Below are 23,213 nucleotides of genomic sequence, written 5' to 3' on the forward strand. Positions count from 1 at the left end.
GGAACTCAGAACGAGGATCCCGGCTGGCGCAGGAAGGCCACTTCCTCGTCGGTACTGGGCCGGCCCAGCACCGCATTGCGATGCGGGAAGCGGCCGAAGCGTTCGATCACCACGCGGTGCCGCTCGGCCCATTCGACGACATCGACCCGCCCCGCGGTGTCCTCGCGCAGCGCGGTCATCAGCTCGACCGCCGCGTGCTGGGCGTCCAGCGCTTCGGCATGCTCGAACGGCATATAGCAGAACATGCGGTGATACGGCGTCGGCAGGCAGCGATCGTCGCCGCGCTGGACCATCCGCCGGGCCAGCGCCAGCGCCTGCGCATCGGTGGCAAAGCTGCGCGGATCGCCGCGGAACATGTTGCGCGGGAACTGGTCAAGCAGCACGATGCGCGCGCAGACGGTTTCCGGCGCGACGTCGGCGGTGTTCTCGACGAACGACGACCACCCATCGGTGCCCGCATGCGCGGCTTCCCATGCGGGCAAAAATTCTTCCCGCACGCGCGCATCGAAGGCCTCGCTGCGGGTGAACCACATCGCCCGCTCGCGATCCCAGTCGGCCGAGTCGGGCGTGCCGAACCAGAACGCCAGGATGCGGGCGGCGAGGTTGTTGTGATTGATGTGGTCCATCGTTTCTCCTTGCTGCCGTCGTATCACCGCGCCACGTTGCGCATCCAGTCGGCCGTCTGGAACAGCGCCTGCAGCAGCCGCATCTGCAGATCCTCGGACAGGCCCACGTCCTGCATCGCCATCGCCATGCAACGCATCCATTGATCACGCTCGCTGATGCCGATCTCGAACGGCAGATGGCGGGCGCGCAGGCGCGGATGGCCGAAGCGTTCGATGAAATGGTTGGGACCGCCCAGCCAGCCGCACAGGAACCAGAACAGCTTGTCGCGCGAGCCGTCCAGCGAGGGCGGATGCAGCGCGCGCAGGCCGGCGAACTCCGGCTCCAGGTCCATCAGGTCATAGAAGCGGTCGACCAGCTCGCGCACGCGCGCCTCGCCACCGATCAACTCGTAGGCGGTGGGCTGCGGGGTCTGCTCGTCGGCAGCGTTGGGGGTGTCGGCAGTCTGCCGGGATACGTCGGACATTGCGGTTCGAATCAACGGAGTCGGTTTGCCGGCGATGGCGCCGCTTCATGGCCTTCGAGCCCTCCGAGCCCTTCGAGCCCTCCGAGCCCTTCGAGCCCTTCGAGCCCTTCGAGCCCTTCGAGCCCTCCGAGCCCTCCGAGCCCTCTGAGCCCTTCAAGCCTCCCGCAGCGTCGCGAGTGCCGGCTGGCGCAGCACGTCGCGCAGGCCCAGCCAGCCGCCGGCAAAAGCGCACAGCATGCCAGAAACCACGCCGACCGGCACGATCCACGGATTGAGCACATAGGAGAAGTCGAACACGAAGCGCGACAGCGCCCAGCCGACCGCGATCGCGCCGATGCTGGCCAGCAGCCCGGCCAGCCCGCCGACCACCAGGAATTCGGCGTACTGCGTCTGCTTGATGGTCGCCGCCGAGGCGCCCAGCGCCTTCAGCAGCCCGGCGTCGCGACGGCGTTCGTCGCGCGCGCCTGCCAGCGCGGCATAGAGCACGGTCACCCCGGCCGCCAGCGTGAAGGCGAACAGGAACTGCACCGCAGCAATGACCTGGTCGAGCACGCCCTGCACCTGCCGCAGGATCAGCTCGGTATTGACGATCGTGATGTTGGGAAAGCGCGCGCTGAGCGCATTGCCCAGCGGCGCCTGCTCGGGCTTCAGGTGGAAGGCGGTGATATAGGTCTCCGGCAGCCCCTGCATCATCGACGGCGGCAGGATCACGAAGAAATTGACGCGCATCGAGCTCCAGTCCAGCTTGCGCAGCGAAGTCACCGGCGCCTCGATCTGCTGGCCCGCCACGTCGAAGCGCAGCGTATCCCCCAGCTTCACGCCAAGCGTCCTGGCGATACCCTCCTCCATCGACGCCTCGGGCCGCTTGCCGTCGAACCAGCGGCCAGCCACCACGCGGTTGCCCTCGGGCAGCGCATCGGTATAGGACAGGTTGAATTCGCGCTCGACCAGATTGCGCGCGCGGCCCTCCTCGTAGCGCGAGGCCTGCACCGGCTCGCCACCGATATGCGTCAGCCGGCCGCGCACCATCGGATAGAGCAGATCGTCGATGCCGTCGCGCGACAGCATCTGCCGCAGCGGCTCGCGCTGGTCCGGCTGGATATTGATGATGAAGCGGTTGGGCGCGTCGGCCGGGGTGGTGTTGCGCCACGAATCGATCAGGTCGTTGCGCGTCATGCCGAGCAGCAGCAGCGCCATCAGGCCGACGGCCAGCGCCACGGTCTGCAGCATCGTGACCGCGCGGCGGCGCTCCAGCACGGCCAGCGCAAAGCGCCAGCCCACCGCGCGGCCGGCCGACTTGCCGCCGACCAGGCGGCCGCGTACCAGTCGCGCCAGCAGCGTCAGCAGGCCCAGCGCCAGCAGCGCGAACACCACGCCCGCGCCGGCGAAGCCGCCCGCAGTCAGCAGGCCGAGCTTCAGGTCGCGCGCGGCCACCAGCAGCAGCGAGACGAAGGCGCCCAGGCCCAGCGCATAGGCGATCCACACCGAGATCGGCGGCATGCCGACGTCGCGGCGCAGCACGCGCAGCGGCGCGACCCGCGTCAGCGCCAGCAGCGGCGGCAAGGCAAAGCCGATCAGCAGCACCAGCCCGGACAGCAGGCCGATCACCGCCGGCAGCGCGGACGGCTGCGGCAGCGACACGGTCAGCAGGTTGCCAAGCGACAGCAGCAGCCCGTAATGGCCGAGATAACCGAGCACGACGCCCAGCGCCGCGCCGAGCACGCCGACCAGCAGGAATTCGAGCCCGAAGGCCAGCAGGATCTCCCTGCGCGACAGCCCCAGGCACTTGTAGATGGCGCAGGCGTCGGTATGGCGCTGCATATAGCGGCGCGCCGACATCGCGATCGCAACCGCGGCGATCATCGACGACAGCACCGCGACCAGCGACAGGAAGCGCTCGGCCCGGTCCAGCGTCGCCCGCATCTGCGGCTGGCCCGAGTCCAGCGACTCGACGCGGGTATTGCGCAGCCCACGCCGTTCGATCTCCCCCTCCGCCCACTGGCGATAGGCCACGCCGGCCGCCTCCGGCCCCGCCACCAGCAGCCGGTAGCTGACTCGGCTGCCCCAGCCGATCAGGCCGGTCGCCTCGAGATCGGACAGCGGCAGCATCACGCGCGGCGCGAAGTTCATGAAGCCGCCGCCCCGGTCGAGCTCCTGCGTGATGATCCGTTCGATGCGGAAGCTGCGGCTGCCCAGCCGCAGCGTGTCGCCGACCTGCACGCCGAGCCCGCCGAGCAGGGCCTCGTCGACCCATACCGTGCCGGGCGCCGGGATGCCACCGGCCGGCTCGCCGGGAGCGCCGGGCGCGGTGGCGGTCTTCAGCGTGCCGCGCAGGGGGTAGCCGGGGCTGACGGCTTTCAGCGCGGCGAGCTGGCTGGCCGGTGCATCGGCCTCGGCCGGCGCGGCGCCCTCGGCCGTGGCGGCGCCGGGCTGGGCGGCATTTCCGTTGTCCGCGCGCCCGGCACCGTTCGCGCCATTGGCGATCTGCCCGGTGGCGCCGTTGGTGGCGCCGTTGGTGGCGCCCTTGGTGGCGCCGTCTGTGGCACCGGCCGTGGTGCCGCTCGCAGCGCCGCCCGGGCTCGCCACGGTCGCCATGCTCGGAAAGGTCACCGTCTGCGCGACGGTCAGGCCCTGTGCCGCCGCCTGCGCCGCAAAGGCCGGATCGAAGGGCTGGTCGGCGACCAGCAGCACGTCGGCGCCGATCAGTTGGCGGGCATCGCGCTCCAGCCCCTGCCGCATCCGGTCGGACAGGAAGCCGACGCTGGCCAGCGCGGCCACCGCCAGCACCAGCGCGAACAGCAGCAACGTCAGCTCGCCGGCGCGCCAGTCGCGCCGCGCCATCCGCCACGCCTGCGCCCAGGGCGAGAAACGGGTCCCGGCATGGGGAACGGCGACGGGGCGTACTAGCGCAGGGGCGGCGGAGTCCGCGGCGGAATCGGTCGGCATGATGTCGTGGTCGGGTATTCGGTGTTCGGCGTATTCGAGTGTTTCGGCGTATTCGGCGTATTCGGCGTATTCGGCGGGTACTCGGGCTATTCGGCGGATATTCCGGATATTCCGGATATTCGCCTTGCTGGCGCGGATGGCGCCGGCGATGGCGCCGTTCCCGGTCAGTACGCGGCGGGCGGCCCGCCCTTGCGGGTCAGCGCGCCATGCAGCTTGCGCACGCCGCGCCACAGCTTGGGCAGCAGCCACAACGCGAGCAGCAGGCTGATCGCCAGCAGCACGAAGAACAGCACCGGCAGGAAGAACGCCAGCAGCAGGCTGCCGGTGGCGGTCACATCCTCGGTGAATGAGGCCGCCCAATTCGAAAAGGGTTCCGGCGACACATTGATCAGCGCGCGGGTGCCGGCCTTGGCCGCATGGGCGGTGCCGGCCAGCGTGCCGCCGATCAGGCCGGCGATCACCATCCACTGCGGATCGAGATTGCCGAAGGCGGCCGCCGCCAGGATCGCGCCGGCGGGAATGCGGACAAAGGTATGGAAGCCGTCCCAGACCGAATCGAAGCCCGGCACCTTGTCGGCGATGAACTCGGCCAGCGCCAGCACCGCCGCCACGCCGATCACCCAGTTGGACGCCAGCGGCTGCAGCCCGGCCGGCAGATCGAGCCAGCCCATGCGGGCCAGCACGCCGGCGGCCAGCACGGCCAGATAGAGACGAAAGCCGCTGGCCCAGGACATGCCCGCGGCCAGCGCGGCGGTTTCCAGCATCGGGACGCCCTCGCAGAGTCGCGGCCGGCGGCGCCGGCCATGGGCGCAGTGTAATACGGGCCTGATCCGCGCCCCTCCGGGCCCGTCGTGGCCTGCCCGGCGCGGCTCGCGCCAAGCCTCAACCCTGCTCCCCTCTCCCGCCTGCGGAGAGGGAGAAGACCAATGGTCTGGGAGCCGCCCCTACTCCCGCCCGTCCACCCCGTACCAGGGCAGCACCTGCTCCGGCGCCAGCAAGCCGCGCTGCTCGGCCAGCGCATAGCCCGGCAGCGCGGTGATGCGGGCACCGATCGCCGGATCGGCCAGCAGCGCCAGCAGCGCGTGCGCCCACGGCGCGAACTGGTCGGCCTTGCGCAGCGCCAGATAGTAGACCTCGCGCGTCAGCGGCACGAAGGCCAGGCCGTGCGCCTCGGCGTTGACGCGCAGGCCGAAGCCGACCTCGGCGCGGCCGGCATGCACGGCCTCGGCGACCTTCTCGTTGCTGAACTCGGGCTGGTCGTAGCCGGCGACCTGGTCGGCATACAGGCCCTGCGCCGCCAGCAACTGGTCGAACAGCAGCCGCGTGCCCGAGCTGCGCTGCCGGTTGACGAAGCGCGCCTGCGTGCGCACCAGGTCGCGCAGCTCGCGGATCTCGCGCGCCCGCGACGGCGCGACGATCAGGCCCTGCTCGCGCGAGGCCACGGGGATCAGCCGCACCGAGGACGGGCGCAGCCATTTGCGCAGCGTCACGTGCGCAACCGATCCGGCGGTCTGGATCGGCGCGACATAGAAGCCCGCCAGCTCGGCCTGCCGCTCGTGCAGGCAGATCAGCCCCTCGACGCTGCCGCAGAACACGGTATCGAGCTGCAGGCCCTCGGGCTGCTCGTTCAGCGCCGCCGCCAGCACCTCCATCGCCGGGTCGTGGCTGCCGGAGAAATGGATGCGCGTCTGCGGCCGGGCCGCATCGTCCAGCTCCGCGGCGAACTCGGCAAGCGCCTTGCGCACCGCCGGATCGACCGCCTCGCGCAGCTTGACCTCCGCCCGCAGCAGGCGCTCGCCGAAGCGGGTCAGCGAGGCGCCGCGGCCGCGTTCCATATCGAGCATGCTGCGCCCGAGCAGCGCCTCCCAGTCGCGCATCACGCCCCAGGCATGCCGGTACGACAGCCCGACCTTGGCGGCGGCGCGATGCAGCGAACCGGTCTCGCGCACCGCCTGCAGCAGCAGGAACACCTTGCCGTTGGCACGCGGGTTGTCGTCCGTCGATACCACCGGAAACAGTTCGAAATGGAATGTCATATGTTCCGCTGTTCTTATTTACTTTGTTCTTGGAGTGCCGAGACAATCATGGCGCCCGTACAAGCTTGCGCAGATTAGCGGAAGCTTCGGATGTCGCGCATTGTCACCGAAGCGGATGGGCGCATGCAATTATGTTCAGATAAACATAACAAGAGGAATTCCGACATGCCGTTTGCCCGTCCGGGTCGCCACTCCGCCTCATCCGGCCTGACCGCCCCCTCCCACCCATTCCGCCCATTCCGCGCCGCCCGCGCTCTGCCGCGCCTGGCCGCCGCCCTGCTGTCGGCCGCCGCGCTGCTCGGCACCGGCGCCGCCTTCGGCGGCGAACTGAAGCTGGCGACCACCACCAGCACCGAAAACTCCGGCCTGCTGAAGACCCTGTTGCCGCGCTTCGAGCGCGACACCGGCGTCACGGTCAAGGTGATCGCGGTAGGTTCGGGCAAGGCGATGAAGATGGGCGAGATGGGCGACGTCGACGTGCTGCTGGTGCACGCGCGCAAGATGGAAGACGCCTTCGTCGCGGCGGGCCACGGCATAGACCGGCGCGACGTGATGTACAACGACTTCATCGTGGTCGGCCCGGCGGCGGACCCGGCCAGAATTGCGGGCAGCAAGGACGTGATTGCCGGCTTCCGCAAGATCGCCGCCAGCGGCGCCAGGTTCATCTCGCGCGGCGACAACTCGGGCACCGACCTGATGGAGAAGTCGTACTGGAAGGCGGCCGGCATCGAGCCCAAGGGCCAGTCCTGGTACGTCAACGCCGGGCTCGGCATGGGCGAGGTGCTGACGATGGCGGCGCAAATGCCCGGCTACACGCTGTCCGATCGCGCCACCTACGGCGCCTATCGCGCCAAGACGGGCCTGGCGATCGCGGTGCAGGGCGATCCGAAGATGTTCAACCCCTACGGCATCATCGCGGTCAATCCGGCCCGGCATCCCGGCATCAACTACACCGATGCGCGCAAGCTGATCGAGTGGATCACCTCGAAGGCCGGGCAGGACGCCATCGCCAGCTACAAGGTCGACGGCGAGCAGCTGTTCTTCCCGAGCTACAAGACCGGCTCCTGAGCGCCAATCCCCGGCCTGCGCCGGCGGCCGCCGCGTTCCTCGTCAGGGCTCGGCCGCCATCTCCAGCCGCGGCAGCAGCGGCAGGTCGGCCGCGACCTCGGCGATCATCCGGCGCAGCCACAGCACGTCCGGCGCGGCGTGGCAGCGCTCGTGCCATAGCTGGTAGAAGCGCATGCGCGGGAACGACACCGGTGCCGGCACCATCCGGATCGGCAGGTACTGCGCATAGTGCGCGGCGAACTGCCGGCCGGTGGTAAAGACCATGTCGGTCTTCATCAGCACATAGGGCACCAGCCCGAAATACGGCAGCGTGACCTGGATGCGGCGCTTGTAGCCCTGCTCCGCCAGCGCCTGGTCGATCATGCTCCGCTGCATCGACGCATACGGCGCCGGCGCCAGATGCGGCATCTCCAGGTAGTGCTTCAGCGACAGCCCCTTCTTCGCCAGCGGATGCTGGGCGCCGAGCATGCAGACCACCTCGTCCTCGAACAGCGGCGAGATATGCAGATGCTCGGGCGGCGACAGCCAGTTGCCGATCACGATGTCGAGCTTGCCCTGCTCCAGCTCCTCCAGAAAGTCCGTGGCGCTGGTCAGCGGATGGACGAACAGCTTCGCGCCCGGCGCCAGCCGGCGCACCCGCTCGACGATATTGGGCAGGAAGAAGGCGTCCAGATAATCGGGCGCGCCCAGATGGAAGGTGCGGTCGGTGGTGGCCGGATCGAACTGCTGCGGCGGCCGCGCGATGCGGTCCATCGCCGCCAGGCTCTGTTCGGCCAGCTCCAGCAGCTCGCGGCCGCGTTCGGTCGGCACCATGCCGCTCTTGCCGCGCACCAGGATCGCGTCGCCGGTGATCTCGCGCAGCCGCTTGAGCGTATTGCTGATGGCCGGCTGCGATTGCCCCATCCGCACCGCCGTGCGCGTGACGCTCTGCTCGGTCAGCAGGGTATGCAATACCCGAAGCAGATAGGTGTCCAGATGGTCGCGTCCGTGCATGATGAATTCGTCCGGCCTGATAAGCCTGCGGGCCGGTGGCGTGGGGATAAGGATCGGCGCATAGTGTATGCCAGTCACCCTGGCAGCGGTCAATTCGGCGCAAACCCGCGGAATCCCCGCAAATCTGTGCACTGCAGCGCAATCGGGGGGCGCGGCGGCGGGCCCGCGGGCGGCGTGCGCGTCATGATGGGGCATATCACCTGGGCCGAATATTGCTACTCGGCGCGAGTGCTATGTTTGTCCCCATCGCAAGGAGATAAAACGACCATGGAGACACAACCCATCCGCTTCTACCATCGCGGCCAGGTTCAGCAGGTCACCGATGCCCCGATCACCCGCACCGTGCTGCAATACCTGCGCGAGGATGCGCGTTGCACCGGCACCAAGGAAGGCTGCGCCGAGGGCGACTGCGGCGCCTGCACCGTGGTGATCGGCGAACTGCAGCAGGATGGCGAACTGAGCTTCAAGGCCGTCAACTCCTGCATCCAGTTCCTGCCCACGCTCGACGGCAAGGCGCTGATCACGGTCGAGGACCTGCGCCAGGCCGACGGCTCGCTGCATCCGGTGCAGGAAGCGATGGTCGAATGCCACGGCTCGCAATGCGGCTTCTGCACGCCGGGCTTCGTGATGTCGCTGTGGGCGCTGTACCAGCAGCACCAGCCGGGCGGACCCGCGCCGGACCGCCAGACCATCTGCGACGCGCTGACCGGCAACCTGTGCCGCTGCACCGGCTACCGCCCGATCATCGAGGCGGGCCAGCGCATGATGTCGCTGCCCGCCCCGCACGCCAGCCGGCTCGAGCCGAAGGCGATCGCCACCGCGCTGCGCACGCTGATACGCGAGGACACCTTCCACTATCGCGACCCGTCGGGGGCCGTCTTCCATGCGCCGCGCACCGCCTCGGCCTTCGCCGCGCTGAAGGCCGACGATCCGTCCGCGCGCATCCTGGCCGGCAGCACCGACGTGGGCCTGTGGGTCACCAAGCAGTTCCGCGAGCTGGGCAATCTGCTCTATGTCGGCCAGGTCGAGGACATGCAGCAGGTCGTCGAGCACGATGGCGTCATCGAGATCGGCGCCGCCGTCTCGCTGGAACGCGCCTATGCCGCGCTGACCGAGGCGCATCCCGAGCTGGAAGAACTTTGGAAACGCTTCGCCTCGCTGCCGATCCGCAATGCCGGCACGCTCGGCGGCAATATCGCCAACGGCTCGCCGATCGGCGACTCGATGCCGGCGCTGATCGCGCTCGGCGCCGAGGTCGTGCTGCAGCATCGCGACACGCGCCGCACGCTGCCGCTCGAGGAGCTGTACCTGGCCTACCAGAAGACCGCGATGGCCGAAGGCGAGTTCGTCGCGGCGCTGCGCGTGCCGGTGTCCGGGCCCCAGCACTTCCGTACCTACAAGCTGTCCAAACGTTTTGACGAGGACATTTCCGCGGTCTGCGCCGCCTTCGGCATCACCGTCGCCGACGGCGTGGTCCGCCAGGCCCGCATCGCCTTCGGCGGCATGGCGGCCACGCCCAAGCGCGCGGCCCAGGCCGAAGCCGCGCTGCTCGGCCAGCGCTGGGACGAAGCCACCGTCAAGGGCGCGATGGCCGCGCTGTCGCGGGACTACACGCCGCTGACCGACATGCGCGCCACCGCCGAATACCGCGCGCGCGGCGCCGCCAATCTGCTGTACCGCTTCTGGCTGGAGACGCGCGACGATGCGCTGCCGGCCGCGGCCGTCAACGTACGGGCGCCCGGCGCGGGCAGCGTGCCCGCCTCCGCGGCCACCGCGGCCACCGTTTAAGAAGAGGAGCGATCGGCATGAACAAGCAAACCGAGGCCTTCCTGCTCGACACCGGTGCCGCCAACGGCGGTGCCCCCGCGACGGCGGACTTCAGCGGCCGCGACCTCGCCGCGCATATCGCCGCCGAGGCGCCGCCGCAGATCGGCGTGTCGCGCCCGCACGAGTCCGCGCATCTGCATGTGGCCGGCACGGCGACCTATACCGACGACATCCCCGAACTAGCCGGCACGCTGCACGCCGCGCTCGGCATGAGCGCCCGCGCCCATGCCCGCATCCGCTCGATCGCGCTCGACAAGGTGCGCGCCGCGCCCGGCGTCGTCGCGGTGCTGACCGCGAAGGACATCCCCGGCGTCAACGACTGCGGCCCGATCATCCACGACGATCCGATCCTGGCGAGCGACACGGTGCAGTTCGTCGGCCAGCCGATCTTCGTCGTGGTGGCCTCCTCGCACGATGCCGCGCGCCGCGCGGCGCGCCTGGCCGCGATCGATTACGAAGACCTGCCGCCGATCCTGTCGCCGCAAGCCGCGCACGAGGCCGGCAGCTACGTGCTGCCGCCCATGCATCTGGAGCGCGGCCAGCCGCGCGAGCATCTGGGCAAGGCCGCGCATCGCGACAAGGGCCATATCCGCCTCGGCGGCCAGGAGCAGTTCTATCTGGAAGGCCAGATCGCCTATGCGGTGCCGAAGGAAAACGACGGCATGCACGTTTGGTGTTCGACCCAGCATCCGACCGAGATGCAGCACGCGGTCGCCCACGTGCTGGGCTGGCAGGTGCACCAGGTGCTGGTCGAATGCCGGCGCATGGGCGGCGGCTTCGGCGGCAAGGAATCGCAGTCCGCGCTGTTCGCCTGCTGCGCAGCGCTGGCCGCGTGGAAGCTGATGTGCCCGGTCAAGCTGCGTCCGGACCGCGACGACGACATGATGATCACCGGCAAGCGCCACGACTTCGTGTTCGACTACGAGGTCGGCCACGACCCGCAGGGCCGCATCGAGGCGGTCGCGGTGGAAATGGTGTCGCGCGCCGGCTTCTCGGCCGACCTGTCGGGCCCGGTGATGACCCGCGCGATCTGCCATTTCGACAACGCGTACTGGCTGCCGCACGTGCAGATCGACGGCTACTGCGGCAAGACCAACACGCAGAGCAATACCGCCTTCCGCGGCTTCGGCGGACCGCAGGGCGCGTTCGCGATGGAGTACATCCTCGACAATATCGCGCGTACCGTGGGCCGCGATGCGCTCGACGTGCGGCGCGACAACCTGTACGGCAAGACCGAGCGCAACGTGACGCCCTACGGCCAGACCGTCGAGGACAACGTCATCCACGAGCTGCTCGACCAGCTCGAGGCCAGCAGCGACTACCGCGCCCGGCGCGAGGCCACGCGCGCCTTCAATGCGGCCAGCCCGGTGCTGAAGAAGGGCATCGCGATCACGCCGGTCAAGTTCGGCATCTCGTTCAACGTCGCCCACTTCAACCAGGCCGGCGCGCTGGTGCACGTCTATAACGACGGTTCGGTGCTGGTCAATCACGGCGGCACCGAGATGGGGCAGGGGCTGAACACCAAGGTGGCGATGGTGGTCGCGCACGAGCTGGGCATCCGGCTCGAACGCGTGCGCGTGACCGCGACCGACACCAGCAAGGTGGCCAACACCTCGGCGACGGCGGCCTCGACCGGCACCGACCTGAACGGCAAGGCCGCACAGGACGCGGCGCGCCAGATCCGCGAGCGGCTGGCCGCCTTCGCCGCGCGCCAGGCCGGCGTCGATCCGTCGACCGTGCGCTTCGGCGACGATCTGGTGGTCGCGGGCGAGCTGCGCCTGCGCTTCGACGAACTGGCGCGCCAGGCGTATGTGGCCCGCGTGCAGCTGTGGTCCGACGGTTTCTACGCGACGCCCAAGCTGCATTGGGATCAGAGCAAGCTGCAGGGCCGGCCGTTCTACTACTACGCCTATGGCGCGGCCTGCTCGGAAGTGCTGGTCGACACGCTGACCGGCGAATTCCGGCTGCTGCGCGCGGACGTGCTGCACGACGTCGGCCGCTCGCTGAACCCGGCGATCGATATCGGCCAGGTCGAAGGCGGCTTCATCCAGGGCATGGGCTGGTTGACCACCGAGGAGCTGTGGTGGAACAAGGACGGCAAGCTGATGACGCATGCGCCGTCGACCTACAAGATCCCGACCGTCAACGACTGCCCCGAAGTGTTCAACGTGCGGCTGTTCGAGAACCGCAACGCCGAGGACAGCATCCACCGCTCGAAGGCGGTCGGCGAGCCGCCGCTGCTGCTGCCGTTCTCCGTGTTCTTCGCGATCCGCGACGCCATCGCCAGCCTGGGCGGCTATCGCGTCAACCCGCCGCTGGATGCGCCGGCGACCGCCGAGGCGATCCTGAACGCGGCCGATGCCGTGCGTCAGGCCGCGGCCGCGTGATCGCGGTCCCCGACGGCACGAAAGCGATCATGCAGGACGCTCCGCTCAAGCCCTTCCGCTTCGCCGATGCCGCCGCCCTGGTGCGCGCCGGCGTGCCGGTGGCGATGGTGACCATCGTCGAGGTCAAGGGCTCCGCGCCGCGCGAGCCCGGCATCCGCATGCTGGTGACCGGCGACGACCTGATCGGCACCATCGGCGGCGGGCATCTGGAATGGCGCGGCATGGCGATCGCGCGCGAGATGCTCGATGCGGCCGCGCGCGGCGAGGCCGCTTCTCTCGCGCCCGATGCCACGCGCCGCGTCGTGCGGATTCCGCTCGGGCCCGCGCTGGGCCAGTGCTGCGGCGGCGTGGTGCAGCTCGGCTTCGAGCGGCTTGGCGCGGCCGATCTGGAATGGCTCGACGCGGTGGAAGCGGCCTTTGCCGCGCGCCGCACCGTGACGCGCACGGTGCCGGCCGCCGGCCCGGTGCGCCATGCCGTCGACCGCACGCCCTTGCCGACGCTGCCCGCCGTCACGCTGCACGAGGACGGCAGCTGGACCGACCTGCTGGCCCCGGACGAGATGCACGTGGTGCTGTTCGGCGCCGGCCATGTCGGCCATGCGCTGGTCAAGGTGCTCGGCACGCTGCCGTGCACGGTCCATTGGGTCGACGAGCGCGACACGCTGTTTCCGGCCGGCCTGCCCGGCAACGTGGTGGCCGAGGCCACCGATACGGCCGAGGCGGTGGTCGATCACGCGCCGCCCGGCAGCTACTTCCTGGTGATGACGCACAGCCATGCGCTGGACCAGGCGCTGTGCGAACGGATCCTGCGGCGCACCGACTTCGCGTACTTCGGGCTGATCGGCTCCAAGACCAAGCGCGCCCGCTTCGAACACCGGATGGTCGAGCATGGCATCGACCCGGCCGCCTTTGCGCGGATGACCTGCCCGATCGGCGTCGCGGGCATCACCGACAAGGCTCCGGCTATGATTGCAGTTGCCATCGTCGCCCAGCTGCTGCAAGTGCGCGATCAGCGCCTGGCCGCGCTGCGCTCCGACGCACCGGCAACGCAGCGGGACGGCGGGCAACCGGGCGAAGGCGATAGCGACAGCGGCAGCCCCGCCCACCGGTAACCGCGCCGGCCTTCTGCTCGAACCCGAACAGCATGCCGGCATAGCAAAAAAGGATCCCCCCATGACGCTCGACGCCGCGCTCGCGGAACGCATCCGCCGCACTCCCAAGGCCGAACTGCATGTGCACATCGAAGGGACGCTCGAGCCCGAGCTGATCTTCCGGCTCGCGCAGCGCAACCAGGTCAAGCTGCCCTACCCCAGCGTCGAGGCGCTGCGCGCCGCCTATGCGTTCACCGACCTGCAGTCCTTCCTCGACATCTACTATGCCGGCGCCAGCGTGCTGCTGACCGAGGAAGACTTCTTCGACATGACGATGGCGTACGTCGAGCGCGCCGTCGCCGACAACGTGCGCCACGCGGAAATCTTCTTCGATCCGCAGACGCATACCGCGCGCGGCGTGGACATCGAGATCGTGATCGACGGCATCGCCGACGCCCTGGCGCAGGCGCGCACGCAGTACGATTTCTCCAGCAGCATGATTCTCTGCTTCCTGCGGCATCTGTCGGAGGAAGACGCGTTCGCCACGCTCGAAGCCGCGCTGCCCTATCGCGACCGCTTTATCGGCGTCGGCCTCGATTCGTCGGAGCGCGGCAATCCGCCCGAGAAGTTCGCGCGGGTATTTGCCCGCGCGCGCGAGCTGGGCCTGCATCGCGTGGCCCATGCCGGCGAGGAAGGCCCCGCCGACTATGTCCGCGACGCGCTCGACATCCTGCAGGTCGAGCGGATCGACCACGGCGTGCGCGCCATCGACGATCCGGCGCTGGTCGAGCGGCTGGCGCGCGAACGCATCGCGCTGACGGTCTGCCCGCTGTCGAACCAGAAGCTCAAGGTCTATCCGGACCTGCGCGACCATTCGCTGAAGAAGCTGCTGGATGCCGGCGTCGCGGTGACGATCCATTCGGACGACCCGGCCTATTTCGGCGGCTATATGAACGCCAACTGGGAAGCGACCTTCGATGCGCTGCCCCTCGATGCCGCCGACGCGCACCGGCTCGCACGCAACAGCTTCGAGGCGAGTTTCCTGCGGCCGGCCCTGAAGGCCGAATACCTGACCGAGGTCGACCGCTTCTGGCAATCGGCCAGCCCCACGACGCCGGCAAGCGCCGCGACGGCTTGACGCCGTTGCGGCCTTGACCGGCGCAACATCGGGCCGGCGCCCCGCGCCGGCCTTCTCCAACCCCACGACCATGAACCAGACCACCAGCTCCTCTTCCCCGACCGGTACCACCCGCGCCATCCGCGGCCGCGTGCTGCATTTCCTGCGCGACCCGCAATTCCATGATGACGCGTATCAGTATTGGGAAGACGGTGTGCTGCTGGTCGCCAATGGCCGCATCGCCGCGGCCGGCCCCTACGCCGAACTGGCGCATTCGATTGCCCCGGACACCGAGGTGATCGACCATCGCGGCAAGCTGATCGTGCCGGGCTTTATCGATACGCACGTGCACTACCCGCAGACCGACATCATCGCGTCGCCGTCGCCGGGCCTGCTGCACTGGCTCGACACCTATACCTTCCCCGAGGAGCGCCGCTTCGCCGAGCCCGAATACGCGGCCGCGGTGGCCAGCTTCTTCGCCGACGAGCTGCTGCGCAACGGCACCACCAGCGCGCTGGTCTGGAGCACCGTGCATGCCGCCTCGGCCGACGCGCTGTTCGCCCAGAGCCATCGCCGCAATCTGCGGCTGGCGACCGGCAAGGTACTGATGGACCGCCATTGCCCGGACTTCCTGCGCGATACCGCGGAATCGGGCGCGCGCGAATCGGCCGATCTGCTGTCGCGCTGGCATGGCAAGGGGCGCCTGTCCTATGCGATCACGCCGCGCTTCGCGCCGACCTCGACCGAGGCGCAGCTGGCAGCTTGCGGCGAGCTGGCGCGCGCCTACCCCGATGCGCTGATCCAGACCCACGTGGCCGAGAACCGCGACGAGGTCAAATGGGTCGCGGAGCTGTTCCCGCAGGCGCGCAGCTATCTGGACGTCTACGATCGATACGGCCTGCTGCGCCCGGGCGCGTTCTACGGCCATGCGATCCATCTGGATGACGACGATCGCCGCCGGCTCGCCGATACCGGCGCGGCCGTGGCGCACTGCCCGACCTCGAACCTGTTCCTCGGCAGCGGCCTGTACGACTTCCACCAGTCGGACGCGCATCGGCTCAATCTGACGCTGGCCACCGACGTCGGCGGCGGCACCTCGTTCTCGATGCTGCGCACGATGAACGCCGCGCACAAGGTCGCCCGGATGGGCGGCTACCACCTGACCGCGCTGCGGATGTTCTACCTTGCCACGCGCGCGCCGGCCGATGCGCTGGGCTGGGGCGACCGCGTCGGCAGCTTCGCGCCGGGCAACGAGGCCGACTTCATCGTGCTCGACCCCGACGCCACGCCGCTGCTGGGCCGCCGCAGCGCGCGCTCGGAAACGCTCGAGGAGCAGCTGTTCGCGTTTGCGATGCTGGGCGACGATCGGGTGATCGACAGCGTCTACGTGATGGGCGAGCGGGCGGGCGTCTAAGCGCCTCGCCAGCCCCGAACGGCGCCGGACAGGCCGCGCAGGCGGTCCGGCGCCGTGGCTTGACCGCGGTCAAGGCGGTTGTCATCGATCTGCATTACGCTGGCCCGCGCCATTCGACAATGCCGATGCCAAGATGACCACACCCGCCTCAGCCGTTGCACCCGTCTCGCCCGTCTCGCCCGTCTCGCTCGTTTCCCCCGCCCCAGCCGTTCCCGCGGCCTCGGCCGTTCCGTCCGCCGATGCCGATGGTTCCGGCCATCCGCCCGCGCCGCTGTCTGCCGACGCGCCGCTGCCGCCGCGCAAGATCATCCGCGGCTGGCTGATTCCGCTGTCCGAGCGCAGCACGCCGCGCGCGCTGCTGCTGTTCGCGCTCGACGCGACGCTGTTCATCGCCGCCCTCGCCGCGCTGGTCGTCGCCCCGCACTGGCTCGCCAAGCTCGGGCTCGGCGTGCTGGCCGGCGTGCTGATCGCGCGCCTGTTCATCCTCGGGCACGATGCCTGCCACCAGAGCCTGACGCCGCGCCGCGGCCTGAACAAATGGCTGGGCCGGATCGCCTTCCTGCCGTCGCTGACGCCATACAGCCTGTGGGAGGTCGGGCATAACGTCGTCCATCACGGCTATACCAACCTGAAGGGCTTCGACTTCGTCTGGGCCCCGTGTTCGATGCAGGAATACGCGGCGCTGCCGTGGTGGCGGCGCGCGCTCGAACGGCTGTACCGCAACGGCCTGGGTGCCGGGCTGTATTACCTGATCGAGATCTGGTGGCTGAAACTGTTCTTCCCCAGCCGGCGGCAGATGGCGACGCGCCGCAAGATCTTCCTGTTGGACTGCCTGCTGGTGGCCGGCTTTGCGGCGCTGTGGATCGGCTCGCTGGTCTGGCTGGCGCTGGCGACACAGCAGTCGGTCGCGCTGCTGCTGGTGGCCGGCTTCGCCGTGCCCTTCCTGGTCTGGAACGCGACCGTCGGTTTCGTGCTGTACGTCCACCATACCCATGAGAGCGTGGCCTGGTACGACAGCAAGACGATGTGGGCGCGCGCACAGCCCTTCGTCTCGACCACGGTCCATCTGCGCTTTCGCCATGGTGTCGGCACCCTGCTGCACCACATCATGGAACACACCGCCCACCACGTCGACATGAGCGTGCCGCTGTACCGGCTCAAGCGGGCGCAAGCGCTGCTGGAGCAGGCGCTGCCCGGCCGCATCGTGGTGCAGAACTTCTCGTGGCGCTGGTATTTCGATACCGCGCGCCGCTGCAAGCTGTACGACTTCCAGGCGCTGTGCTGGACCGACTTCCGCGGCCGCCGCACCACCGCGCCGTCGGCGGTGCCGGCGTAGTGGGCGCGGTGTTGGCGCGGCCCGGGCGCGGTGTTGGCGCGGTGTTGGCGCGGTGTTGGCGCGGTCCGGGCTCGGTCCGGGCGCGGTCCGGGCGCGGTCCGGGCGCGATCGGTGCCCAGTCCGAGGCCGGTCTGCGCCAGATCTTGGCGCGATCCGGTGCGTCACAGGCTAGCCGTGGTATGGACGACCGCCTCGCAGACTGGCTATAATCGCGCTTCCTCATTGGGGAGTAGCCGCCCTGCCGCTCGGCACCTAGCCTGGCGACAGGGGCGTACGTCAACAGACTTGACCGCTCGCGGTTATGGCGTGCGCAGCTTCGGAACGGTGCAATGCCTGTTCCAGGGCCTGGCGAGACCGATGACGTCGTTTTTCGGCTGGGCCGGGGAAAACGCACGTCATTGGCATCTCGCGATGCGTCCGGCCCGCTGCTCCGATAACAACGAATGGAATCCCTGCTCGTCTCGACCGGTATCGTCGCCCTCGCGGAAATGGGCGACAAGACTCAGCTGCTCTCGCTCATCCTCGCTGCGCGCTACCGCAAGCCCATCCCCATCATCCTCGGCATCCTGATCGCGACGCTGGTCAATCACGGCCTGGCCGGCGCGCTCGGCGGCTGGATCACGCAAATGGTCGGCCCGGCGCTGCTGCGCTGGATCCTCGGCCTGGGCTTCATCGCGATGGGCGCATGGATGCTGATCCCCGACAAGCTCGACGAGACCGAAAAGCCCAAGGCAGTCAAGGGCGCGTTCGGCGTGCTGTGCGCGACCGTCGTGGTGTTCTTCTTCGCCGAGATGGGCGACAAGACCCAGATCGCCACCGTCGCCCTCGCCGCCCGCTTCAGCACCGATATCCTCGCCGTGGTCGCCGGCACCACGTTCGGCATGATGCTGGCCAACGTGCCCGCCGTGCTGCTCGGCGAACGCTTCGCCCACCGGCTGCCGATCCGGCTGGTCCACCGCATCGCCGCGGCGGTGTTCGTGGTGCTGGGCGTGGTGGCGTTGATGGATATCGCGCGCTAGAACGCCCACCAGCCGCACCCAAAAAGCAGCCGCCCATAAAAAAACGGGGCTTTCGCCCCGTTCAAACCCTCGCCGGTCCGGTACTGCGGTCGCCGACTGCGCGGCCACCGGACCGTCGATCACCGATCGGTGGGTTATTGCGTCGTGTTGGCGCCGGACTCGAACCACTGGCCCAGCAGCGCGCGCTCGTCGTCCGTGATCTGCGTGACGTTGCCCAGAGGCATCGCCTTCTGCTGCACGGCCTGCTGATAGATCAGCTGGGCATGCGCCTTGATCTCGTCGGCGGTATCGAGCTTGATGCCCTTGGCCGCGGTCGGCATCATCTTCGGCGCCTCGGCATGGCACTGCACGCAGCGCGCGTTCATGATCTCCTGCACCTTGGCGAAGCTGACCTTGGTCGCGGTGGCGCCGTCCGGTTGCGCGGCCACAGGCTGGCGCGGCTGCGGGGCGATCATCACGGCGACCACGCCGAGCGCGGCAACGCCGGCGGCAGGCCACAGGACATTGATCTTGCCCTTGTGCTTCAGGATGAAGAACTGGCGGATCAGCACGCCGGCCAGCATGATCAGCACCAGCACGACCCAGTTGTACTTGTGCGCGTAGGTCATGCTGTAGTGGTTCGACAGCATCGCGAACAGCACCGGCAGCGTGAAATAGGTGTTATGCACGCTGCGCTGCTTGGCGTTCTTGCCGTGGATCGGATCGACCGGCTTGCCTTCGCGCATCGCCGCAACGGTCTTGCGCTGCCCCGGGATGATCCACACCAGCACGTTGGCGCTCATGATGGTCGCGATCATCGCGCCGGTCAGCAGGAACGCGGCGCGGCCCGAGAACAGATGGCAGGCCACATAGGCGGCCAGCACCACGTACAGCGCCACCAGGATGCCGACCACGCGATCGTTCTTGCCGAACACGCGGCAGATGCAGTCGTAGACCACCCAGCCCACCAGCAGGTACGCCACCGCCAGGCCGACCGCCGCGCCGGGCGACATGTCGTAGACGTTCTTGTCGATCAGGAACGTGCTGGCGTTGAACAGGTACAGCACCACCAGCAGCGCGAAGCCCGTCATCCAGGTCGAATACGACTCCCAATAGAACCAATGCAGGTTCTCTGGCAGCTTCTTCGGTGCGGTCAGGTATTTCTGCGGGTTGTAGAAGCCGCCGCCGTGCACGGCCCACAGCTCGCCGCCGACGCCCTTGTCCACCAGATCGGGATCGACCGGCTTTTGCAGGCTGTTGTCCAGCCAGACGAAGTAGAACGACGAGCCGATCCACGCGATCGCGGTAATCACGTGGGCCCAGCGCAGCAGCAGATTGGCCCAGTCGAGAATGTAGCCTTCCATCTCTTGTCTCCTGTTTCCCTCGCTGCGCGAATCAGCTGCCGCGGTAGGTCGAATACGACCACGGCGACACCAGCAGCGGCACGTGGTAATGCGCGTTCGTATCGGCAATGCCGAAACGCAGCGTCACCACGTCGAGAAAGGCGGGCTCGGGCAACTGCACGCCGCGCGCGCGGAAATAATCCCCGGCACCGAATTCGAGCTCGTAGACGCCGACGGCAAAGTCGGCGCCCTCGAGCAGCGGCTGATCGCAACGGCCATCGTGATTGGTCACAACGGTCTTCAGCGTTTCGCGGCGATTGTCAACAATTTTGGAAAGGGTAATCGACAGGCCTTGGCCGGGAATGCCTGCGGCGGTGTCGAGAACGTGGGTGGTCAAGCGTCCCATGGTCTGGTTCCTTAGCACGTGGGTGGTGAGAGGCGCCGCTGCCTTCACTAGCACCATTTGTGGGTATGGTGCCCGCTCGGTACGTCTTTTCAACGCATCCCGGCGCAGAACTGGTGCATGGCGACAATGCGCTGCACCAATCCGGATGACAACTGCGGGATTACCCGTAGTTGTCGAAAACCTGGTTCGGTTTTGTTGACAATATTGAATGCACAACCAAATAATTGTCAACAATTTTTGGATCGGCGCCCTCGGACGAGGCGCGGCCGAACCCTCTACCAGCGGGTGCCCACGATGTCCAAGACTCTCAAGCTGATTGCCGGCGCCGATGAAGGCGCCGCGCCCAACGAAACGAAGCCGCGCAAGGGTTCGGTCGAGGAGCGCATGTATCACGAGATCTACGACGCGATCATGGAGCATCGGCTGCCGCCGCGCACCAAGCTGACCGAGCATTCGCTTTGCGAGATCTATGCCACCGCGCGGCACACCGTGCGCAAGGTGCTGGCCCGTCTCGCGGCCGACGGCATGGTGGACCTCGAACCGAATCGCGGCGCCTTCATCGCCAGCCCTTCCACCGACGAGGCGCACGACATGTTCGAGCTGCGCCAGATGCTCGAGCGCGCGGTGCTGGAAAAGCTCGCGGCGCAGCGCAATGTCCGCAGCGTGATCGCGCCGGTGCGCCAGATGGTCCAGCAGGAACGGCAGGCCTTCCTGAACAACGAACGGCCCAAGTGGATCCGCCTGTCGGCCGAATTCCATACCGCGCTCGCCGAGCTGTCCGGCAACGCGCTGCTGGTCACGATGATGCGCCGCCTGGTGTCGCGCACCACGCTGATGATCGCCAGCGTCGAGGCGCCGGGCAACAACGCCTGCTCCTTCGACGAACACGAGGCCATTCTCGATGCGCTGGAACAGGGCGACGCCGCCCTGGCGCAATCGCGCATGGCGCACCATCTCGGCGCCTGCGCCGACCGCGTACAGCCCGACGATCCGGGCAGCTTCGATCTTCGCAGCGTGCTGGGACGCTCCACCTAGCCCGCTGTTCCACCCTGCCGGCGCCCCGCCCAGCTTTCGCAGCCCGCCCAGCCACGCGCACCCTCGCAGGTGCCGGCAGCGGGCCCAGGCCCGGATCGTTCCGAACGATCTGGCCGGACGCACCAGAAGGCATGCGGACGCCAAGCAAACGTCCAACCATCGGAGAGGAGACAAACACAATGACAAGCGCAAGCACCACGGTCCCCACGGACCTGACCAACGAGCGCCTGCCCTCGGGGCGGCTGCTCGCGCTCGGGCTGCAGCATGTACTGGTGATGTACGCGGGCACCGTGGCGGTGCCGCTGATCGTCGGCGGCGCGCTGAAGCTGCCGAAGGACCAGTTGGCCTTCCTGATCAACGCCGACCTGTTCGCCGCCGGCATCGCCACGCTGATCCAGGCGTTCGGCTTCTGGAAATTCGGCATCCGGCTGCCGGTGATGATGGGTGTGACGTTCGCCTCGGTGGCGCCGATGATCGCGATCGGCACCGATCCCAATATCGGACTGCTGGGCATCTACGGCGCGGTGATTGCCTCCGGCCTGTTCGGCATCCTGATCGCGCCGATGATGGGCCGCATGCTCGGGCTGTTCCCGCCCGTGGTGACCGGCACGGTGATCACGCTGATCGGCGTGTCGCTGATGCGGGTCGGCATCAACTGGGCCGCCGGCGGCCAGCCCACCACCCGTGCGGTGATCGACGGCGTGGTCAAGGAAGTGCCCAACCTCGCCTACGGCGACCTGACCAACCTCGGCATCGCCGGGGCGGTGCTGGTCATCATCCTGCTGCTGACCAAGTACGGCCGCGGCCTGGTGTCGAACTGCGCGGTGCTGCTCGGCATCATCGCCGGCACGCTGATCGCGATGGCGATGGGCAAGGTGTCGTTCGAAGGCCTGCACGAAGCGAGCTATGTGGCCGTCATCACGCCGCTGCATTTCGGCATGCCGACCTTCCACTTCTCGGCGATCCTGTCGATGTGCATCGTGATGGTGATCACGCTGGTCGAATCGACCGGCATGTTCCTTGCACTGGCGGACATCACCGGCAAGCGGCTGTCCAACGCCGACCTGACGCGCGGCCTGCGCGCCGACGGCCTGGGCACGGTGATCGGCGGCGTGTTCAATACCTTCCCGTACACCTCGTTCTCGCAGAATGTGGGCCTCGTCACCGTGACCGGCGTGCGTTCGCGCTATGTCGCGGCGGCGGGCGGCCTGATCCTGATCGCCTTCGGCCTGTTCCCCAAGATGGCGCACGTGGTTGCCTCGGTGCCCCAGTTCGTGCTGGGCGGCGCCGGCATCGTGATGTTCGGCATGGTGGCCGCGACCGGCATCCGCATCCTGGGCTCGTGCGATTTCAACCGCAACCGCCACAACCTGTTCATCGTCGCGATCTCGATCGGCTTCGGCATGATCCCGACGCTGTCACCGACCTTCTTCCAGTACCTGCCGAGCTGGACCCATGCGATCACGCACAGCGGCATCGTGCTGGGCACCGTGGTCGCGGTGGCGCTGAACCTGTTCTACAACGGCATGCAGTCGGCCGACGAAGCGATGCGCAACGCGGCCGCCAATACCCACGGCACGGAATAAGGCCAGCCGTGCAATCGCCCGCGTCGCCGCCTCGGTGGCGGCGCGGGCCGGGTCGATGCCGTGCGGCCTGTTTTGACAACCCGAGTGACCCTGATGACAAACCATAACTATCCACGCGATCTGATCGGTTACGGCAGCCAGCCGCCGCATGCCCAATGGCCGGGCGGCGCGCGCGTGGCGCTGCAGTTCGTGCTCAATTACGAGGAAGGCGGCGAGAACTGCGTGCTGCATGGCGACGCGGCGTCCGAGCAGTTCCTCTCCGAGATCGTCGGCGCGGCGGCCTATCCCGACCGCCACATGAGCATGGAGAGCATCTACGAATATGGCTCGCGCGCCGGTGTCTGGCGCATCCTGCGCGAGTTCGAGCAGCGCGGCCTGCCGCTGACCATCTTCGGCGTGTCGATGGCGCTGCAGCGCCATCCCGAGCTGACCCGCGCCTTCGTCGAGCTGGGCCACGAGATCGCCTGCCACGGCTGGCGCTGGATCCATTACCAGAACATCGACGAGGCCACCGAGCGCGAGCACATGCGCATCGCGATG

The 23,213-nt window shown here is 68.4% G+C and carries 19 protein-coding genes and 1 riboswitch; of the genes, 11 read left to right on the forward strand and 8 right to left on the reverse strand.

Features of this window, described 5'->3' with window-relative positions; all coding sequences use genetic code 11:
• Window positions 1-5: 5 nt before the first annotated feature.
• The 5 genes from K7G19_RS22285 to K7G19_RS22305 all read right to left on the reverse strand — a co-directional run bounded on the left by K7G19_RS22285 (window position 6) and on the right by K7G19_RS22305 (window position 6,072).
• Complete coding sequence (locus K7G19_RS22285) at window positions 6-626, reverse strand: DUF924 family protein (RefSeq protein ID WP_226109180.1); 621 nt, start codon at window positions 624-626, stop codon at window positions 6-8.
• 23 nt (window positions 627-649) lie between these two features.
• Window positions 650-1,090 (reverse strand): group II truncated hemoglobin, encoded by a 441-nt coding sequence (locus tag K7G19_RS22290; protein WP_226109181.1) that lies wholly within the window; start codon window positions 1,088-1,090, stop codon window positions 650-652.
• Window positions 1,091-1,243: 153 nt separating this feature from the next.
• The gene (locus K7G19_RS22295; RefSeq protein ID WP_226109182.1) at window positions 1,244-4,036 is read right to left on the reverse strand and encodes an ABC transporter permease; all 2,793 of its coding nucleotides are present in this window, start codon (window positions 4,034-4,036) and stop codon (window positions 1,244-1,246) included.
• 164 nt (window positions 4,037-4,200) lie between these two features.
• Window positions 4,201-4,800 carry a DUF4126 domain-containing protein gene (locus tag K7G19_RS22300; RefSeq protein ID WP_149319405.1) on the reverse strand — a complete coding sequence of 200 codons (600 nt, stop codon included), beginning with the start codon at window positions 4,798-4,800 and terminating at the stop codon, window positions 4,201-4,203.
• Window positions 4,801-4,980: 180 nt separating this feature from the next.
• Window positions 4,981-6,072, reverse strand: a complete 1,092-nt coding sequence (locus K7G19_RS22305; protein ID WP_226109183.1) for a substrate-binding domain-containing protein — start codon at window positions 6,070-6,072, stop codon at window positions 4,981-4,983.
• A 165-nt stretch (window positions 6,073-6,237) separates the two neighbouring features.
• Between K7G19_RS22305 and K7G19_RS22310 the strand changes: the two genes are divergently transcribed.
• Window positions 6,238-7,140, forward strand: a complete 903-nt coding sequence (locus K7G19_RS22310) for a substrate-binding domain-containing protein (RefSeq protein WP_226109184.1) — start codon at window positions 6,238-6,240, stop codon at window positions 7,138-7,140.
• Window positions 7,141-7,182: 42 nt separating this feature from the next.
• Here K7G19_RS22310 and K7G19_RS22315 read toward each other — a convergent pair whose 3' ends face one another.
• Window positions 7,183-8,133, reverse strand: coding sequence for a LysR substrate-binding domain-containing protein (locus K7G19_RS22315; protein ID WP_149319408.1), 951 nt, complete (start codon window positions 8,131-8,133; stop codon window positions 7,183-7,185).
• A 267-nt stretch (window positions 8,134-8,400) separates the two neighbouring features.
• On the opposite strand from K7G19_RS22315, the gene xdhA reads away from it, so the two are divergent.
• The 7 genes from xdhA to K7G19_RS22350 all read left to right on the forward strand — a co-directional run bounded on the left by xdhA (window position 8,401) and on the right by K7G19_RS22350 (window position 18,324).
• Entirely contained in the window at window positions 8,401-9,921 is a 1,521-nt protein-coding gene (gene xdhA, locus K7G19_RS22320) for a xanthine dehydrogenase small subunit (RefSeq protein WP_226109185.1), read from the forward strand.
• Window positions 9,922-9,938: 17 nt separating this feature from the next.
• On the forward strand, window positions 9,939-12,347 hold the full coding sequence (xdhB, locus tag K7G19_RS22325) for a xanthine dehydrogenase molybdopterin binding subunit (RefSeq protein ID WP_226109187.1): 2,409 nt from the start codon (window positions 9,939-9,941) through the stop codon (window positions 12,345-12,347).
• Window positions 12,348-12,376: 29 nt separating this feature from the next.
• The gene (xdhC, locus tag K7G19_RS22330; protein WP_226109189.1) at window positions 12,377-13,459 is read left to right on the forward strand and encodes a xanthine dehydrogenase accessory protein XdhC; all 1,083 of its coding nucleotides are present in this window, start codon (window positions 12,377-12,379) and stop codon (window positions 13,457-13,459) included.
• Window positions 13,460-13,520: 61 nt separating this feature from the next.
• Entirely contained in the window at window positions 13,521-14,576 is a 1,056-nt protein-coding gene (locus K7G19_RS22335) for an adenosine deaminase (RefSeq protein ID WP_226109191.1), read from the forward strand.
• Between the two features lie 70 nt (window positions 14,577-14,646).
• Complete coding sequence (guaD, locus tag K7G19_RS22340; protein WP_226109192.1) at window positions 14,647-15,969, forward strand: guanine deaminase; 1,323 nt, start codon at window positions 14,647-14,649, stop codon at window positions 15,967-15,969.
• Between the two features lie 133 nt (window positions 15,970-16,102).
• Window positions 16,103-17,305 (forward strand): fatty acid desaturase, encoded by a 1,203-nt coding sequence (locus K7G19_RS22345; protein ID WP_226109193.1) that lies wholly within the window; start codon window positions 16,103-16,105, stop codon window positions 17,303-17,305.
• 212 nt (window positions 17,306-17,517) lie between these two features.
• Window positions 17,518-17,698, forward strand: a riboswitch (yybP-ykoY riboswitch).
• 50 nt (window positions 17,699-17,748) lie between these two features.
• Window positions 17,749-18,324, forward strand: a complete 576-nt coding sequence (locus K7G19_RS22350; protein ID WP_226109194.1) for a TMEM165/GDT1 family protein — start codon at window positions 17,749-17,751, stop codon at window positions 18,322-18,324.
• A 134-nt stretch (window positions 18,325-18,458) separates the two neighbouring features.
• Here the strand turns inward: K7G19_RS22350 and K7G19_RS22355 are convergent, their stop codons facing one another.
• Both K7G19_RS22355 and uraH read right to left on the reverse strand, forming a co-directional pair.
• Window positions 18,459-19,667 carry a urate hydroxylase PuuD gene (locus K7G19_RS22355; RefSeq protein ID WP_149319415.1) on the reverse strand — a complete coding sequence of 403 codons (1,209 nt, stop codon included), beginning with the start codon at window positions 19,665-19,667 and terminating at the stop codon, window positions 18,459-18,461.
• A 31-nt stretch (window positions 19,668-19,698) separates the two neighbouring features.
• Window positions 19,699-20,052: a hydroxyisourate hydrolase gene (gene uraH, locus K7G19_RS22360; RefSeq protein ID WP_149319441.1), complete on the reverse strand. Its 354-nt coding sequence runs from the start codon at window positions 20,050-20,052 to the stop codon at window positions 19,699-19,701.
• Between the two features lie 294 nt (window positions 20,053-20,346).
• Here uraH and K7G19_RS22365 point away from each other — a divergent pair, with 294 nt between their 5' ends.
• The 3 genes from K7G19_RS22365 to K7G19_RS22375 all read left to right on the forward strand — a co-directional run.
• The gene (locus K7G19_RS22365; protein WP_006576976.1) at window positions 20,347-21,087 is read left to right on the forward strand and encodes a GntR family transcriptional regulator; all 741 of its coding nucleotides are present in this window, start codon (window positions 20,347-20,349) and stop codon (window positions 21,085-21,087) included.
• Window positions 21,088-21,266: 179 nt separating this feature from the next.
• A complete protein-coding gene (locus K7G19_RS22370) occupies window positions 21,267-22,673 on the forward strand; it encodes a nucleobase:cation symporter-2 family protein (RefSeq protein WP_149319416.1) in 1,407 nt (468 codons plus the stop codon).
• A 93-nt stretch (window positions 22,674-22,766) separates the two neighbouring features.
• The coding region (locus tag K7G19_RS22375) for a polysaccharide deacetylase family protein (protein ID WP_226109195.1) at window positions 22,767-23,213 on the forward strand (447 nt) is incomplete at its 3' end.

The sequence above is a fragment of the Cupriavidus sp. DB3 genome (assembly GCF_020418465.1).
GTDB lineage: Bacteria > Pseudomonadota > Gammaproteobacteria > Burkholderiales > Burkholderiaceae > Cupriavidus > Cupriavidus cauae.

What these genes read in the sequence shown, in the direction of transcription:
- K7G19_RS22285 (WP_226109180.1), bottom strand. Translation starts at nt 626, where the DNA reads ATGGACCACATCAATCACAACAACCTCGCCGCCCGCATCCTGGCGTTC.
- K7G19_RS22290 (WP_226109181.1), bottom strand. Translation starts at nt 1,090, where the DNA reads ATGTCCGACGTATCCCGGCAGACTGCCGACACCCCCAACGCTGCCGAC.
- K7G19_RS22295 (WP_226109182.1), bottom strand. Translation starts at nt 4,036, where the DNA reads ATGCCGACCGATTCCGCCGCGGACTCCGCCGCCCCTGCGCTAGTACGC.
- K7G19_RS22300 (WP_149319405.1), bottom strand. Translation starts at nt 4,800, where the DNA reads ATGCTGGAAACCGCCGCGCTGGCCGCGGGCATGTCCTGGGCCAGCGGC.
- K7G19_RS22305 (WP_226109183.1), bottom strand. Translation starts at nt 6,072, where the DNA reads ATGACATTCCATTTCGAACTGTTTCCGGTGGTATCGACGGACGACAAC.
- K7G19_RS22310 (WP_226109184.1), top strand. Translation starts at nt 6,238, where the DNA reads ATGCCGTTTGCCCGTCCGGGTCGCCACTCCGCCTCATCCGGCCTGACC.
- K7G19_RS22315 (WP_149319408.1), bottom strand. Translation starts at nt 8,133, where the DNA reads ATGCACGGACGCGACCATCTGGACACCTATCTGCTTCGGGTATTGCAT.
- xdhA (WP_226109185.1), top strand. Translation starts at nt 8,401, where the DNA reads ATGGAGACACAACCCATCCGCTTCTACCATCGCGGCCAGGTTCAGCAG.
- xdhB (WP_226109187.1), top strand. Translation starts at nt 9,939, where the DNA reads ATGAACAAGCAAACCGAGGCCTTCCTGCTCGACACCGGTGCCGCCAAC.
- xdhC (WP_226109189.1), top strand. Translation starts at nt 12,377, where the DNA reads ATGCAGGACGCTCCGCTCAAGCCCTTCCGCTTCGCCGATGCCGCCGCC.
- K7G19_RS22335 (WP_226109191.1), top strand. Translation starts at nt 13,521, where the DNA reads ATGACGCTCGACGCCGCGCTCGCGGAACGCATCCGCCGCACTCCCAAG.
- guaD (WP_226109192.1), top strand. Translation starts at nt 14,647, where the DNA reads ATGAACCAGACCACCAGCTCCTCTTCCCCGACCGGTACCACCCGCGCC.
- K7G19_RS22345 (WP_226109193.1), top strand. Translation starts at nt 16,103, where the DNA reads ATGACCACACCCGCCTCAGCCGTTGCACCCGTCTCGCCCGTCTCGCCC.
- K7G19_RS22350 (WP_226109194.1), top strand. Translation starts at nt 17,749, where the DNA reads ATGGAATCCCTGCTCGTCTCGACCGGTATCGTCGCCCTCGCGGAAATG.
- K7G19_RS22355 (WP_149319415.1), bottom strand. Translation starts at nt 19,667, where the DNA reads ATGGAAGGCTACATTCTCGACTGGGCCAATCTGCTGCTGCGCTGGGCC.
- uraH (WP_149319441.1), bottom strand. Translation starts at nt 20,052, where the DNA reads ATGGGACGCTTGACCACCCACGTTCTCGACACCGCCGCAGGCATTCCC.
- K7G19_RS22365 (WP_006576976.1), top strand. Translation starts at nt 20,347, where the DNA reads ATGTCCAAGACTCTCAAGCTGATTGCCGGCGCCGATGAAGGCGCCGCG.
- K7G19_RS22370 (WP_149319416.1), top strand. Translation starts at nt 21,267, where the DNA reads ATGACAAGCGCAAGCACCACGGTCCCCACGGACCTGACCAACGAGCGC.